A 14744-nucleotide genomic window follows, 5' to 3' on the forward strand; every position below is an offset into this window, starting at 1 on the left:
CCGCTTCACCTCCATCATGTCCCTGTCAGGACAAGCCTTATCGAATAAAAAAGCCCGCGCGGCTGACCACCATAGCCCTCCGCGCCAAGGCCCATGCTATCTTTATCTGCTGCCCATCTCGTTGACCTCTTCCGTAATCTCATCGCCTCCGGTACGCTTCCAGGTGTCCACGAACTTATCGAATTCATCAACGGGAGCTTGTCCCATAATAATTTTCAATATGGTCTCCTCTTCGAGCTTTTGGAGGTTAGCCCACTTCAGCTTCATCGTCTCGGTGGTTCCATAGAAGCCGGCAGGAATCACTTCCAGATTCGGATTGTTCGCTTCGCGCTGGCCTTCAATACGGGAGAGGTATTCGCCGTATGTGTTCACGTCGATGGCATTTCCTTTTTCCTTGAATTCCTGATACGCCTTGAAGGACACCACCCGATCTTCCTGCACGGAGGAAGCATCACCGGATTCATCCGCCTTCATCAGATCCTCGTAATAACGTTTCAACACATCGTCATAATCCACTTGCATCGGAATTTGTGTCGGATCATTATTCCAGCGGCTTGCGTCTGTCAGCATCTCATCGGGGTGCTCTTTCTTATAATTGACCGCATCATCCGTTAAGGAGTACAGGAAATCCGTTGTTAGATTGACCGATTTCATGATCGCTTCGGGATGGGCGAAATCCTTCTTGACTACGACGATACCGCCGCCCACCGGATCCTGACGGATGGTCTTGAACTTGCCGTTCTCATCCACGGGTGCTGATATAGCAACCCAGACAGCATCGGGATCCTGCTTGATGGAATCCTTGTAGTTGGTGTAGCCGATCCACCATGGGTTAAACAGTATCCCTGCCTGCCCGTTGATCACAAGCGCTTCCTTCTCTTCATTCGTTCTGACGGCGAACTGTTTATCAATCAGACCTTCTTTGTACATCGCGCTCAGCTCCGCCAACGCTTGCTTCATCTCGGGCTGAACCGATCCATACACAACCTGGCCATCCTTCTCGATCCAATTCATTGGAAAAGCACCGCGTGCAGCAAAAACGGGTGTAAAGTTCATGGCATTGGCATCCATCACCATCCCAACCGTTTTGCCTGTTCCCGAGGCGTCCTTCTCTACGAACGTTCTGGCGAGATTCCATACATCCTCAACGGATTCCGGCATCTGTGCGCCGACTTTATCCACCCAGTCCTTCCGTACCCACAGCAGTTGGTGCTGGTTTCCGATATTCGTCATCGGAAGGCCCATGATTTTACCGTCCACCTTGACTTGGTCCAGCAGCAAGTCGCCATAAGAAGCGTAGATATTCTTGACGCCGTCGGATGCGGTCTTCTCGTACACCTCCGTCATATCGGCAATCAGGTCGTTATCCACCAGCTGGTTGAAGATATCGCGGCTGACCAGCATCACATCCGGCAGATCGCCCGTTGTCATCGACAGCGACAGCTTCTGATCCATATCGTCCGTCTCCCAAGCCACCTTAGCTTTTACGTTCACCCGGTCTTCCACATAGCGGGTAGCCAAATTGTCCTCAATCGTATCGCCGGGAGGCAGGTTGTTCACATGATTGGTATTCCGGCCGATCGTAAATTCCACCGGCGTTTCGTATTTCCCGTAAGGCTCAAAGTCCTGTTCTGAAATTTGCGGCTGTGCGCTGTCCCCAGCGCTCCCGCCGCAGCCGCTGAATACAGTCAGCATCATGCACCCGAGCAGCAGCGAAGCCATCTTTTTACGCTTGTTCATCCTGTCATCCCCTTTTCTCTCGTTTTGTTGATAACCAAATTGTATGCGGTTTCATAATTGGCGTATATGCAACATTTTTTGGATATGTATCACTTTTTTCATGACCTTCCTTGTTCTCAACTTCAAACCCCAAAAAAGCGGCTGCCTCAGCACACCGCTTTCATTATCAACACGATGGATAATGGATGGAATAACGCTCGCTGTTCAGCAGGCCGGAATAACCATGGATACTTCCGTTCCGCTGCCTGGTTCGCTATGAATATCGAGTCCGTAATCCAGTCCGTAATACAGCTTGATCCGGTCGTTCACGTTCCGAACGCCGCAGCCGCCGCTCTCCCCGGCCAGCAGCCTCGCCGCCTGCGCGGGAGTCATGCCCACCCCGTTATCGCTGACGATAAGTTTCATGCCCCCTTCGACCCGGCTAACCCCAATATGAATGTGGTAATCTGCCCCTCCAGTCTCCACAAAACCGTGCTTGATGGCATTCTCCACGATCGGCTGCAGAATAAAATGAATGATCTCGGTATCTAATACTTCTTCATCGATATGGTAATCCACGTCAAATCGGCCATCGTTCATGATAAGCTGCAAATCCAGATAAGCCTTGATGTGCTGCACCTCATCCTTGATCGTAGCCAACTGTCTCCCCTGATTCAGCGTCGTTCTATAGAACCGGGCCAATGCCGATACCATATAACTCGTTTCGATATCCGCTTTCTTCTCGGCCCTCCACCGAATAAAGGAGAGGGTGTTGTATAGGAAGTGCGGATTAATCTGATTAATCAGCTTGTTATATTCGCTTTCCCTCTTGGCGATTTCCGCTTGATACACCTGGGAGATTAGACTGTTAATCCGTTTCAGCATTTTGCCGATGCCATTGGTCAACTCGCCGAACTCGTCCCGAGATGAGCTCTGGATAATCACCTCGAGGTTATTCTGCTCCACCTTGTCTACCTTGTTCTTGATATGGATAATTCGACGCGTAAAGTTGTTGGAGATCACATAAATGAGCAGAAATGTAATGATCAAGCTGAGGATCATGACAAACAACGTAATTTGAAAAATACCCAGTGCATTTGCATATGCATTCGTATTCAGCAGATTATAGTGAATCGTCCATCCATTATTCGCGAGCGACCGGCTTAGGTTCAGACCGCCCGTCTCCCCACTCTCCAAATCGGCTGAAGCATCGGACTCCTTCCTTTCCTTGAAAATCACACGCTGCTCAGCATCCTCGATATGAACCGCTACATGCTCCGACAGTTTGTCCATATCCGCAAAGATGCTGTCATGCTGAATGGAAATCACCATGAAATTGCTGTCCTTGGGATTGCTGATCAATTCCTGGACGAGATACAACTTCTCCCCGTCCACAATCCAGCGCCTTCCGCGAAATCCATCGTACCAAGACTTGCTCTTGAGTTCCCCGATGGGCAAAATATTATCGCGAATCCCGAGCAGTTCTCCGGATGTATAAAAGGTAATGGCCTCAATATCATCATCCATTAGCCGAATGTTCGAGATCAATGGCTCCAGAATGTCCCGGAAATCCAGGTACATATTAAAATAGTTCTCTTCATAGTCCTTAATGAAAATTTGCGATAACTCCCGGTTCAGTACCATGAACTCGCTCAGCGTATTGTACCGGTTGATCTTATAGTCCATTATGTTGGCCACCTGTTCCAGGCTGGCTTCCGCTTCGCTCCGTAATTCCTTCATCTGAATGCGGTAGGACTGGATGAAGGAGAGCAGTCCTAGCAATAGAATCGGAATGAGTGCAATGATGAGATGGGACAACAGCAGCTTGTTGCGGAACCGGATATCATTGAACTTGCTCTTTATCCATCCGATCATGGAGCACCCCGCACTCTCTGTATTGTAATGGACTTACGCCGAACTTGCTCTTGAACAGCTTGGCAAAATAAGAGTGGTTGTCGATACCCACCGCTCCTGCAATATCATTGACTTTCATATTTGAGTGTTTCAGTAGATAGCTTGCCCTCCGCAGGCGGTAGTCGGTCAAATACTTCGAGAAGTTCTCCCCGGTTTCTTTTTTAAATAAAATGCTCAAATACCCCGGAGACAGGTACACATCCTCGGCGGCATCCGACAACGAAATATCCCCCTGGTGATGATCCTTCACATAGTCTTTAACCTGACGGATGACCTTCGATTCGATCGTAACCTGTTCAAGCTCCCCGCCATAAGGACTGATCTGTGTAATATCCTCCATCACCTGCAGAAACTCTTCCCTGACAAGCGGTTTGAGCAAGTAATTTACCACGCCCAATCGGATAGCGCTTCGGGCATACTCAAATTCGTCATACCCGCTGCAGATGACAATTTTTAAATCCTGCTGGGTCTTTCGGGCTTGCTTGCTCAGTTCCAGTCCGTCCATAAGAGGCATTCTGACGTCGGTGATCAGGATGTCAATCGCGTTTTGCAGCAGAATTCGCTTTGCACTCATTCCGTTCTCGGCTTCCAATACCTGAAAGGGGAAGCGGTACTGAAAGATCAAATCCTTAATGCCTTCTCTTTGAATGGACTCATCGTCAACAATAAGAACATTAAACATCAGACAATCTCCTTTGCTGGTGAAAGTATGGGGCTGATATAGGGAAATATAGGTTGTTATAATGGTATACCTGTTTTGTCGTAGTATATCACAGTTTTAAGAAAGGGCTTTCAAATTCATGTTTAAGACTGCGCAGCCGTCAAGCCTTTTGCTTCCTTCGACAATGCATGATTGCCGATTACGTGATCCGTTATTTTGAACCGGGTACCTCTTCCTTCGATGAACGAATTGAAGCAGCGGGCAAAATTGCCGAAGCCGGGTATCCGTTAGGTTTCATCATTGCCCCAATCGTCAAATATGACGGATGGCAAGAGGGATATTGGCATTTGTTACAGAAGCCTCATGCGCGATTGAGCCATGTGGAGGTCAAAGATCTGACGTTCGAGCTCATTCAGCACCGCTTTACCAAAACGGCCAAAAGCACGATTTTAAAGCGTTACCCCAAAACCATACTGAATATGGACAAGGAAGATCGGCAGTTAAAATGAGGGAGATACGGAAAGTTCAAATATGTTTATAAGGCCGCAACCGTCGGGGTTTTCTAGCAGTTGTTCGAGAGGGGGATCAGAGAATATTTTCCTTTTGCGAAAATTGCCTATTTTGTTTAATGAGAGAAACTTGAGGGGCCCGAGGCAGGGTTTATTATGTTCCTTCAACAACATAACGGACACCTCACGGTGCCCGTTATTCATATGATCTGTATCTATTTTTCATCGCAGGGTCACGATCTCTTCGTTCTTGTGATCTTGCTCGTACATCCAAACCTTAATCTCATTGATATCCATCGGCTTTCCGTAATAATAACCCTGCATGACATGGCAGCCAAGTCCGGTCAAAAAGTCGATATGCTCCTTGTTCTCTACACCTTCCGCAATGACATCCAGATTCAAATTCTCTGCCATAAGAACGATGGCGTTAACGATGGCACGCTTGCTGGGCGTGTCCAAATCATTGGTAAACTGTCGGTCCAGCTTTAAAGCATCAATTGGAATCCGGTCCAGGAGCCCAATCGAGGAATAGCCGGTTCCGAAATCATCCATGGAGACCTTAACCCCCAGGGACCTGATATTCCCAAGCTGGCGGATAATATCATTGACATCGTGCAGCACCATGGACTCCGCTATCTCAAGCTCTAATAAGCGAGGTTCCAGATTCGCCTTATCCAGCACGTTCTGAATAAGCTCCAGCAGATTGTCGCCATGGAATAAACGAACCGATAAATTCACCGAGACCGGCTGGACAATCCCTCTCTCCTGCCAAATTCTGCACTGTTTGCACGCTTCCTCAAGCGTCCATCGGGTCATCGGTATAACGAGCCCCGTCTCTTCGGCAATCGGAATGAATTCAAGCGGGGATATCACGCCTAAGCGGGGGTGCTTCCAGCGAAGCAGCGCCTCGAATCCGACCAAGCGATCACTTTGCACATTCCATTTGGGTTGATACACAATGAAGAACTCCTTCAGTTCAAGCGCTCGTTGCAGGTCCTTTTCCAACTCCATTTTGCGAACCTCTTGAAGACCCATCGCCTCGTCATAGAGGCACTGTTGATTCTTGCCGAGTCCCTTCGCTTTATACATGGCGGTATCCGCATTCTTGAGCAGCGTCGTACGGTCAGAGCTATGGACGGAGCCGATGCTGATTCCGATACTCACCGTCACATACAACTCGTTACCGTCAATATAGTACACGTTTTTTATTTGTTGGAGTATATCGTCAGCTAAATGCTGGGCGTAAACGGGGTCGCTTTGCTTCAGAATAATCAGAAATTCGTCCCCACCGATCCGGAATACCTGCTGGCCGTTTCCAATGAATTGACGCAGTCGCTTACCTACTTCTTGGACCAGCAAATCCCCAACATTGTGACCCAGCGTATCGTTGATCGCCTTAAATTGGTCCAAATCCAGAAACAGAATCGTAATCTGCTCTGTCTCGGAATTCGTCTCGAAGAATCGATTCATTTCATTGCGATTAGGCAATCCCGTGATCGTATCCTGATAGGCCAGCTTTTCCAGCACATGCCGATCAAAGAACATCGCCCCCCAGGAAATCAGCAGGATGGCAAAAATCGCGACCGTTACACCATACAGAAGCAGAAAATCCACAGACTGCGGCTGCTGCGTAAGCATACCGGCATGAGCCTCAAACCGTGCAGCTTTCATTCCTGTATAATGCATCCCGCATACGGCGAATCCCATGACAACCGCCGAACCCCACTTGAGAAAGCTGGACTTGGGATGATTCCGAAAGCGGAGAAACAATAATAAAGCCGCATAGGAGGCTACCAATGCAATGATGGCGGAAAGTACCCAAATGCCGGGATCATAACTAATTTCAGCATGTATGACCATGGCCTCCATTCCCATGTAATGCATGGCAACGATGCCGCTTCCCATAATGAAGCCGCCAATGGCGATTTTGAACCAGTTAATATTTTTGGGCATCGTAATATAAAACGCGATGAAGGAGGAAACCACGCTGACGAGCATCGACATGATGGTCAGAAAGACATCGTACCTCACATTCATATTCATGTGCATCGCCAGCATGCCGACAAAATGCATGGACCAAATGCCGCTTCCCATGACCATGGCCCCGCCGAATAGCCAAAAAAATTTGGAATTGCCGTTCGCATCCGAAATTTTGGACGTAATATTTAAAGCCGAGTATGAAGCAAGTATAGCAATCGCAATTGAGAGCCCAACAATATAATAGTTATAATTGCCGTCCATCTGAGCTGTACACACCCCTTTTGTATGTAATTCTTAAGTCCTATGAAGATCATACGTTTCCTAGCGGATAACGTTTCTATTAATTCACGGTGACTCGCCCCGGTGCATATCCAAAAAAAGCAATCTTTATTTCCGCTACTTCCTAGCGATCACCATATCCATATTATATCTTTAGTAACTATTCAATTTCTCGACAAACACAGAAATGTTCGAACGCTCCCGGTCTGAGATGAGTCTAAAGAACTAAATTATTCTGCGGGTATCTGGACTTATCCTCTACCCTATGAGAAATTTTGAGCGACAACACTCTATTGGAAAATAAAAAAAGCTGCGGGGCCTTTATTAGGTCAGCAGCTTTTATTTTGTCTGTCCTCAAGGTGTAACTACCTTCGATTTCCCATTCAAGTACATCTCGCCCCATTCACAGATTTGATCAAGGATCGGTTGCAGCGAAATGCCCATTTCACTCAGCTCGTACACGACCTTAGGCGGCACTTGATTAAAGACCGTTCGCGTGATAATCCCATCCTCCTCCAGCTCCCGCAGCGTCTGGGTTAACATTTTCTGCGTAATATCCGGCATCTGCTTCTTAATTTCACTCGTTCGCTTGGGGCCATAACTTAAGTGACACAGCACAATGACCTTCCACTTGCCGCCGATTACGTCCATGGTCGCCTCAGACGGAATATTGTATTGTCGCTCCCCATTCATAAGAACTTCTCTCCTTTTTGAACGTAAGTGGCATATCTCTGACAACAGGCACTTTGGGGTACTAATGATACTTTTAGGTGCTTATAGAACAATTAAGTGCGTACTTCCTTTCCGTCATTATATGTTACATAATCCCCTTATACCAGTACTGCATCATAAAAACATGGGGGTGAAATAACATGCAGCGTATTTACATTGCCGGAGGTTATGGCGTAATCGGGAGTGCCGTTGCCCGGCATATCCGAACAATCAATCAAGAAACCGAGATTATTCTCGCCGGAAGGAATCCCGAGAAGGGGAGCTTATTGGTACAGGAGCTAGGAAACGCCCGCACCGCTTTTTTAGATATCCGCCAGGGTCTGGCTCCAGGGGAGCTGGATCAAGCCGACCTCGTCGTTTCTACGATTCAGGATCCGGCCGACTTCCTCATTCAAGAAGCCCTTGCAAAAGGAATTGCACATATCGGAATCACGAAGCTTGCCGACGAGCTGACACCTATGCTATTCGCCATGCAAAGTCATCCCCCTCAAGCACCCATTGTCCCTCTGGGACATTCGCAAGCGGGAATTCTGACCTTGGTCGCGTATCAGGAGGCGAAGTCCTTCCAAAGCGTCCAATCGATCGGCTTGGCTGGTCATTATGATGAACGCGATCCGATGGGCCCTATGACGCTGGAAGATACCGAAGGGTTTATCAACCGTGCCCTTATCCGGGAAAACAGGATATGGAAATGGGTTGAGGCTGCGAAGTATCCGAGAAGCATAAGTCTTTCTAATGGTTCCCGGGTAGAAGGCCATCCCATGAGTTTATTGGATGTTCCAAGCCTCGCGGCTGTTACGGGAGCGCCTAATATTCGATTCGACTTCGCCATCCATGACTCCATAGGAACACGGGCTGGAGGCAGGGCCTCCCAAGACCTCTACATTGACCTTGAAGGCGTACTTCTTGACGGCCGTTACGCGAAACGGAGAATCACGTTGACCGATCCGAAGGGACAGGCGCATTTTACGGCCCTCGGTATTCTCCTGTCCATTGAGCGCATTCTGGGCTGGGACGGCTCATCTCCTGCTCCCGGAGGCTTCTATCTGCCGGAAACGCTGGTTCCTCTTGAAACTGCAATGGCACGTATTGAACAATTTGGTATTCAAATTCGAAGAGAAGAAAGAGAAGGTGAACCTCATGAAGGTATTAACAGTTGTTACACATCCACGTGAAAATTCCTTTACTTTTGCAGTTACCGATAAGTTTGTACAAGGGCTTAGGGACGCCGGGCATGAAACGGAAATTCTGGACCTCCACCGCATCGGTTTCGATCCGGTCCTGTGGGAGGCAGACGAACCCGATTGGTCTGACCCTTCCAAGATCTATTCTCCTGAGGTTGAGGCTGAAATCGTACGGATGAAGGAGCACGACGCGCTGGCCTATATCTTCCCGGTATGGTGGTACGGAGTCCCTGCCATGCTGAAAGGGTATATCGACCGTGTCTGGAATCATGGCTTCGCTTACGGCGGCGGCTCAAAGCTTCATCACCAACAGGTGTTATGGCTTGCGTTAGCAGGGGCTTCGGAGGATCATTTTGCCAAGCGGGGCTATGATCAGATGTTATCCCTTTCCCTCAATGTTGGAATGGCCGACTACTCCGGAATCAAGAATTCCCGCGTGGAATTCTTCTATGATACGCTAGAGGCCAGACCGGAGCATATGGAGAGTTTGCTCGAACGAGCTTATCAGCTGGGATTGCATTATGCCGATTCTGGAGTGAGCGTGAAATGATTGCTTTATAATAGAAGCAGAGCCTAATTTAAAAATCATAAAAAAATCGACCTCAAGTGAGGTCGATTTTTTTTATGTACTACTGATCGTTCAACCTCATGCCATTTTGATACGTCAGCAGAATCGGTGAAATATAGTCTGCATCAACCACTGATAAAACAACTCTACATTCAATTCTCCGAACCATAATCTACCTTGGTCATCTCGTTGCATTCTCCACTGGCAACGGCTAGTCCTTCATGCGTCTTATTTAATGCTTCTTCATAACTGAATTCCGGGCCTTTTTTAGACTGCCGATCGTGCATGCACATTGTTCCTTCTTTCAAGAGCTTCGCCTTCACGATGGAATCAACCGCGGCGGGTTTTTACACAAATTAAAAAAGCCTTGTTCCGTCTTTCGATCCAAGGCTGCGTTTATTAAATGGCCGGAAAGCTTCGTAAAATCTTTTCCTTACGCCCTTTCATATACCACTGCCCCCACGGATGGAGTTTGTCGAATGCTCCGCCGCAGGCATGGAACAGCTTGATATACCGACCCATTTCTCTCAGCTTCATGAAATACGGGATTTCTCGAAGCCATTTCTCCTCCAGATGATGCTCCAGACGGTATCCTTCCAGGAACGGGATCAGAAACCTGTCCGGGTCCGAATCGGCTTCTTCGGTTAAACCTGAGAAAAACGCGGCCACCGCAATGTCATCCACGAACCATGAATATCGGCTCGCATCAAAATCAATCAGACACAATGAATCCTCATGCACGAAAAAATTGCCGAAATGAAAATCCGCATGGATCAGTCCATAAGCGTCCTCAGCGATCGGAAGCTCCGATATATAATGGAGCAATGCCTGATAACGAAGGGTGATCTCTTTCTCGGATGGCGGTAAATCAATACGTCGAACTTTTTCCGCCTCATCCGACCAATCGGGCCGTCTTGTAACGGGATCCAGATGGATGTACCTCTTGGCGATGTCGTGCATGCGCCCCATGAATTGGCCCATTTGCCCGTATAAGCTCTCATTGGCATCGTTCTCCCCGACCGGACGCCCCTTGGCTTCCTCATAACAGACCGCCGTATAGTCATGATCCTCCGTCCGAATCCGCTCCGCAAGATTTCCTGCCGCCGAGTAGTGCGGCCTCGCAACGCAAACGCCGTTTCTCCCGAGAAACTCGACCCACTGCACCTCGCCTGCAATCTTTGCATACGGTTTATGGGACTCGTCGGTCAAGCGTACATACACGGTCTCCGCACCCTTACGATAAGAACAGACAAGGCTGTGTTCGGAAAAATGCGTCTGAAGTCGATCCCGCTCCAAGAGTCCGAACCTGTTTACAGCGGCTGCCATAAGTTCCCTTCTTCGTTCCATTTGCATCGCCTCCCTTCACCATCCGGGTGATCAAGCATTCAATGACCATTGATTTCTGCATATGGATAGCCTGCTCCTGCATTTAACCGCTACTACAAGAGTATTTATCTTATTTCTCAGTCAATGTAAAATTGTTATACCAGTTGAATAATATAATTAAGAAGGAAAACTTTATATGAGCAGGGTGAACGAAATGGAACGGAAAGTCACTAAGTTTGGCAACAGCCTGGGAATTACAATGACGGATGCCCTCAAACTGATTGGTCTAGAACTAGGCGATACGGTACAAATAGATGTTAATCAAACCGATGGTGAGATCATCATTAAAAAAGCTAACAAAGTCTCCCTACCTGACGGCATCAGCCCTGATTTCTTAGATACTTTGTCTGAGATTATGCGCGAATACGACCAGACCCTAAAAGGGTTAAAAGATCGATGAACCCTATACGTTATCTAACCTCCCAAGAGGTTATCGCCATTAACGTCGCTATGATACAGAAATATAGTGTCGGCGAGCATATCGGTGTAAAGAGTCCGCATTTGCTTGAGTCGGCCCTCCATCCGCCTAAATCGTCAGCTTTTGGAGAGGACGCCTATTTATCTATCTGGGAAAAGTCAGCTGCATTGTTTGAATCACTAGGACAAAATCACCCATTTCAAAACGCCAATAAAAGAACCGCCTTCACGGCTCTTCTCCTGTTTTTACGCTATAACGGATATCGATTTATCATGGATCAAAAACAAGCAGAGAACTTCACGGTCGATATGGTTAATCACAAATTCACCTTTCAAGAACTTACGTCCCTTATTAAAGAATATTCCATTGAAATAACGTAATAAAAAGCGACCCCTGGCGATTCTCAAGCGGATCCTGCTTAATTATTTGCGAGCCTAAGGCTTTATCCAAATATAAAGAGTGTGCAGTCTCGTAACCGCACACTCTTTATTTGATGATGTCCCCGCCTACGCTACAGTCCCAGCTTCTGCCCCCGCTCCAAGCGCTGGATCTGCTGCTCGCCCGTTACCGCCAGCTCACTGAACTGGTGGATCGTCTCACGCATCCGTGGGAGAGCCTCCTGCTTATATGTGCTGATGGAATCAAGCGCTGACAGCACATCCGTGAACGCTTGCTTCAAGGTATCGACGGAAATGCTCGTTTCCAGCGATTGCTTGTGAATCGCCGCGCCCTGATCCTTCAGCATTTTGGAAGTGGCGCTGATCAGGTTGTTCGTGGTTTCGTTCAGCAGTTCGATTTTCTTCAGGACAATCTTCTGGTTGTACAGGGCACTAGCCACCGTGACCGAGATTTTCAGCGCCGTTACCGTTACGTTTCTCGCCCGATCCACGCCGCGAATTAATTCTTTGTTGTTCCGGATGACCACTTCAATCGCCATGATCCCCTGCTGGTTCACGACCAGCATCTGCTGCAGGTCCATCACGCGCTGGCGCAGCGGAAACAGCACCTCTTCAGTAATAAACCGGATTTTATCCTCCGACTCCTGCCGTATTTTAGCCGCCTCGACCTGGGATTCGATCTCTGCGTCCATGAGCATGCCCAGCTGAATTTCCTTTTGCAGCTTTTTGGTGAGCTCGCGGAGGGTTTGCTGTTCAATCTCCAGCGTGGTGTTGTCATTCTTTAATACGGTTTTTCCTTTATCAAGAGAAATGATGATGTCCGAAATGACGGCATCCGCCTTTTGAAACTTGGCAAAATATCGGCGCAGCGGGTTAAATACCATGCCCAGAAGACCGCTTTTCGCAAAATCCACAACGCTCGGATCCAGATCCTTCAGCTGCAGCTGCAGCTCCGTTAACCCTTTAGCCACTTGACCGCCTTCATCCCCGGTTTTCGATAATCTCCCCACCTGAACCTGCAGGAGCGCATTCTTCTCCGAGGAGGATCTCATCGTGCCGATGCCAAAGCTTTCAATGGATTGCAGCACCTGTCTTCGCTTCTCGAGCGATTCAATATCCAGCTCCATGATGGCCTGCACATTGTTAGCCGCCAGCTCCTTCAGCTGCGTGACTTCTTCCGGCTCAGGCTTCACCTGCTCCTCAATCGCCGTCTTGATCTCCTCGGGACTTATGACTTCCATCGTAAATGACAATATAACCCCTCCTACAAGTTTCTGTGAACTCTTATATCGCTTGTAATGATGCTACATCTGCACATTCAGCAGCTGGCTGATTTTGTATACGACATCATCGGTATCGGCGTTGATGCTGGCAGCTTCATTGATGCTGGAGATGCTTTGAAGCGCCTGGATGTTGGCATTATAGCCAATCGTGTACACCGGGATTTTGTAGGCCTGGATCAGTTCCCGAATATCGTCGAGAGAGTGGCCAACGTTCGTCTCTCCGTCACTCAGCACAAAAATCAGAGGTTTCACGTCCGGATTTGCCGCCATCTCGTCCTGAAGCATCTTCATCGCCACCACAATGCCGTCAAAGGTCGCGGTATTCCCGCTGGCTTCAAGGCTGTTGATCGCCCCGACAAACATCGACTGCTGATTCAAGTCGTACTTGCCGATCGGCAGATTAATCGTGACATCCGTGGAATACGATACGAAGCCGATGCTGTTGTCCCGGCCCAAATATTTCTGCCCAGTCAACAGCGATTCCTTGAGGCGGTTTAACGGCTCACCGTCCATGCTCCCCGACACATCCGCCACAAACACGGCCGCAACCGGCTTGTTGCCGTCCTTCTTCTCCTTCCACAGCTTTTGGGCGGACGGCAGCAGGCTGCTGTCAACAACTTCAAGTTCGGATTGGTAATCATTCAAACCGTTGAACCCTTTTTTGTCGGCCATCTTCTGGTATTTGTCCTGCTCGACAAACGCCGCAAATTTCTTAATGATCTCCAGCTTCTCCTTCGGCAATTTCCCGAGCGCATACAAAGGACTGTCATGCCTTACGCCAAACGGGGTAAAGACGTAACCGCTTTTCATATCCGCCGCATTGACATAGGTCTGATACTCCAGGACAAAGGCATCCAGCATGCCGGACTTCGCCGCATCGCGCATCTGGATCGTGGTCGAAGCCGTGAAAGGGACGTTCGCCTGGAATTTTTCGAAGCCCTGTACCGCTTTTTCACTAAGCAGATCCGAGCTGTCAAACGTTTCAAGGGCCGTGATCAGAAAGTTAAGACCCGTCGAGCTGGCAAAAGGATCCGTATACCCCATCGCCAACTCATTATTCGCTATCGCATCCGTCAGCGTTTTGACGTTCAAGGAGCCGTACTTCTCTACCAGCTCGTCATATTTGGCCTTTCGGGTGACAACGCCGGTCACGTTCCCCGTGAGACGCTTGGATACTAGCTCGGCTTTGACGCCATATTCCTTAACCATCTCCCCCCACAGCTCATTGGAAGGGGTAAAAGCGTCCGGCACGTACTTCCCGGATGTTATGTAATCGGTTGCGGTTCCCGAAGCAATATTGCGGATCTTCACGGATACCGGCTGGCCGTTCACTACCGGCTTGGATTTGTTGAATTCCTCTGCCACTTCATTCAGCCATCCGTCAATGCCCGGCCCTGCTTTCTCGGGAGAAGAGAAAATTTCGACGTATAAGTCCGTTGTATTCTCAACCGAGATTGGGAATTTGGATATATCAGGCAGGGAGTCTGCTACGGCCACCGGGTCCAGATCGACTTGACCTTTTATCGGGTCCGCCGTCGTGACCACAATGTCCTTGTAGATTTTGTTGATTTTCTTAGCCGCGCCTTCCGAATCGACCTCGGCTTCGCTCTTGCCCAGGTTCGAGGTTAATGTGATTCCCGCGTACACCAGAACAAACACGACCACTGCAATGGCCACTAATACAACAAAAGCACTACCCTTGCTTCGCATAAT

The 14744-nt window shown here is 48.6% G+C and carries 14 protein-coding genes; 5 read left to right on the forward strand and 9 right to left on the reverse strand.

Going from position 1 to position 14744, the window contains the following annotated elements; all coding sequences use genetic code 11:
- Positions 1-102 precede the first annotated feature (102 nt).
- The 3 genes from AK95_RS06580 to AK95_RS06590 all read right to left on the reverse strand — a co-directional run bounded on the left by AK95_RS06580 (position 103) and on the right by AK95_RS06590 (position 4315).
- On the reverse strand, positions 103-1740 hold the full coding sequence (locus tag AK95_RS06580) for an extracellular solute-binding protein (protein WP_071219181.1): 1638 nt from the start codon (positions 1738-1740) through the stop codon (positions 103-105).
- A 204-nt stretch (positions 1741-1944) separates the two neighbouring features.
- Positions 1945-3594: a sensor histidine kinase gene (locus AK95_RS06585; protein ID WP_071219182.1), complete on the reverse strand. Its 1650-nt coding sequence runs from the start codon at positions 3592-3594 to the stop codon at positions 1945-1947.
- Complete coding sequence (locus AK95_RS06590) at positions 3563-4315, reverse strand: response regulator transcription factor (protein WP_071219183.1); 753 nt, start codon at positions 4313-4315, stop codon at positions 3563-3565. The genes AK95_RS06585 and AK95_RS06590 overlap by 32 nt, the downstream gene beginning before the upstream one ends.
- Positions 4316-4482: 167 nt before the next feature.
- Between AK95_RS06590 and AK95_RS06595 the strand changes: the two genes are divergently transcribed.
- On the forward strand, positions 4483-4803 hold the full coding sequence (locus AK95_RS06595) for a spore photoproduct lyase family protein (protein WP_481855815.1): 321 nt from the start codon (positions 4483-4485) through the stop codon (positions 4801-4803).
- Between the two features lie 222 nt (positions 4804-5025).
- Here AK95_RS06595 and AK95_RS06600 read toward each other — a convergent pair whose 3' ends face one another.
- Positions 5026-7044, reverse strand: a complete 2019-nt coding sequence (locus tag AK95_RS06600) for a bifunctional diguanylate cyclase/phosphodiesterase (RefSeq protein ID WP_071219184.1) — start codon at positions 7042-7044, stop codon at positions 5026-5028.
- Between the two features lie 372 nt (positions 7045-7416).
- The gene (locus AK95_RS06605) at positions 7417-7755 is read right to left on the reverse strand and encodes a winged helix-turn-helix transcriptional regulator (protein ID WP_071219185.1); all 339 of its coding nucleotides are present in this window, start codon (positions 7753-7755) and stop codon (positions 7417-7419) included.
- Positions 7756-7934: 179 nt separating this feature from the next.
- On the opposite strand from AK95_RS06605, the gene AK95_RS06610 reads away from it, so the two are divergent.
- Positions 7935-8969: a Rossmann-fold NAD(P)-binding domain-containing protein gene (locus AK95_RS06610; RefSeq protein WP_071219186.1), complete on the forward strand. Its 1035-nt coding sequence runs from the start codon at positions 7935-7937 to the stop codon at positions 8967-8969.
- Positions 8935-9528: an NAD(P)H oxidoreductase gene (locus AK95_RS06615; protein ID WP_071219187.1), complete on the forward strand. Its 594-nt coding sequence runs from the start codon at positions 8935-8937 to the stop codon at positions 9526-9528. The genes AK95_RS06610 and AK95_RS06615 overlap by 35 nt, the downstream gene beginning before the upstream one ends.
- A gap of 170 nt (positions 9529-9698) precedes the next feature.
- On the opposite strand, the gene AK95_RS35115 is transcribed toward AK95_RS06615, so the two are convergent.
- Positions 9699-9833, reverse strand: coding sequence for a hypothetical protein (locus tag AK95_RS35115; protein ID WP_260066772.1), 135 nt, complete (start codon positions 9831-9833; stop codon positions 9699-9701).
- Between the two features lie 112 nt (positions 9834-9945).
- On the reverse strand, positions 9946-10893 hold the full coding sequence (locus AK95_RS06620; protein ID WP_071219188.1) for a phosphotransferase enzyme family protein: 948 nt from the start codon (positions 10891-10893) through the stop codon (positions 9946-9948).
- A gap of 193 nt (positions 10894-11086) precedes the next feature.
- Here AK95_RS06620 and AK95_RS06625 point away from each other — a divergent pair, with 193 nt between their 5' ends.
- Entirely contained in the window at positions 11087-11332 is a 246-nt protein-coding gene (locus AK95_RS06625) for an AbrB/MazE/SpoVT family DNA-binding domain-containing protein (protein ID WP_481855816.1), read from the forward strand.
- Positions 11329-11730 (forward strand): type II toxin-antitoxin system death-on-curing family toxin, encoded by a 402-nt coding sequence (locus tag AK95_RS06630; protein ID WP_071219190.1) that lies wholly within the window; start codon positions 11329-11331, stop codon positions 11728-11730. The genes AK95_RS06625 and AK95_RS06630 overlap by 4 nt, the downstream gene beginning before the upstream one ends.
- Before the next feature lie 131 nt (positions 11731-11861).
- Here the strand turns inward: AK95_RS06630 and AK95_RS06635 are convergent, their stop codons facing one another.
- Together AK95_RS06635 and AK95_RS06640 are read right to left on the reverse strand one after the other, a co-directional pair.
- On the reverse strand, positions 11862-13001 hold the full coding sequence (locus AK95_RS06635; RefSeq protein ID WP_071219191.1) for a toxic anion resistance protein: 1140 nt from the start codon (positions 12999-13001) through the stop codon (positions 11862-11864).
- 51 nt (positions 13002-13052) lie between these two features.
- Complete coding sequence (locus AK95_RS06640; RefSeq protein ID WP_071219192.1) at positions 13053-14741, reverse strand: vWA domain-containing protein; 1689 nt, start codon at positions 14739-14741, stop codon at positions 13053-13055.
- Positions 14742-14744: the final 3 nt, after the last annotated feature.

It is taken from the genome of Paenibacillus sp. LC231, assembly GCF_001860525.1.
Lineage (GTDB): Bacteria > Bacillota > Bacilli > Paenibacillales > Paenibacillaceae > Paenibacillus_AQ.

Bases quoted from the DNA above. Each gene is read 5' to 3' on its own strand.
- AK95_RS06580 (WP_071219181.1), bottom strand. From the start codon at position 1,740: ATGAACAAGCGTAAAAAGATGGCTTCGCTGCTGCTCGGGTGCATGATG.
- AK95_RS06585 (WP_071219182.1), bottom strand. From the start codon at position 3,594: ATGATCGGATGGATAAAGAGCAAGTTCAATGATATCCGGTTCCGCAAC.
- AK95_RS06590 (WP_071219183.1), bottom strand. From the start codon at position 4,315: ATGTTTAATGTTCTTATTGTTGACGATGAGTCCATTCAAAGAGAAGGC.
- AK95_RS06595 (WP_481855815.1), top strand. From the start codon at position 4,483: ATGATTGCCGATTACGTGATCCGTTATTTTGAACCGGGTACCTCTTCC.
- AK95_RS06600 (WP_071219184.1), bottom strand. From the start codon at position 7,044: ATGGACGGCAATTATAACTATTATATTGTTGGGCTCTCAATTGCGATT.
- AK95_RS06605 (WP_071219185.1), bottom strand. From the start codon at position 7,755: ATGAATGGGGAGCGACAATACAATATTCCGTCTGAGGCGACCATGGAC.
- AK95_RS06610 (WP_071219186.1), top strand. From the start codon at position 7,935: ATGCAGCGTATTTACATTGCCGGAGGTTATGGCGTAATCGGGAGTGCC.
- AK95_RS06615 (WP_071219187.1), top strand. From the start codon at position 8,935: ATGAAGGTATTAACAGTTGTTACACATCCACGTGAAAATTCCTTTACT.
- AK95_RS35115 (WP_260066772.1), bottom strand. From the start codon at position 9,833: ATGCACGATCGGCAGTCTAAAAAAGGCCCGGAATTCAGTTATGAAGAA.
- AK95_RS06620 (WP_071219188.1), bottom strand. From the start codon at position 10,893: ATGGAACGAAGAAGGGAACTTATGGCAGCCGCTGTAAACAGGTTCGGA.
- AK95_RS06625 (WP_481855816.1), top strand. From the start codon at position 11,087: ATGGAACGGAAAGTCACTAAGTTTGGCAACAGCCTGGGAATTACAATG.
- AK95_RS06630 (WP_071219190.1), top strand. From the start codon at position 11,329: ATGAACCCTATACGTTATCTAACCTCCCAAGAGGTTATCGCCATTAAC.
- AK95_RS06640 (WP_071219192.1), bottom strand. From the start codon at position 14,741: ATGCGAAGCAAGGGTAGTGCTTTTGTTGTATTAGTGGCCATTGCAGTG.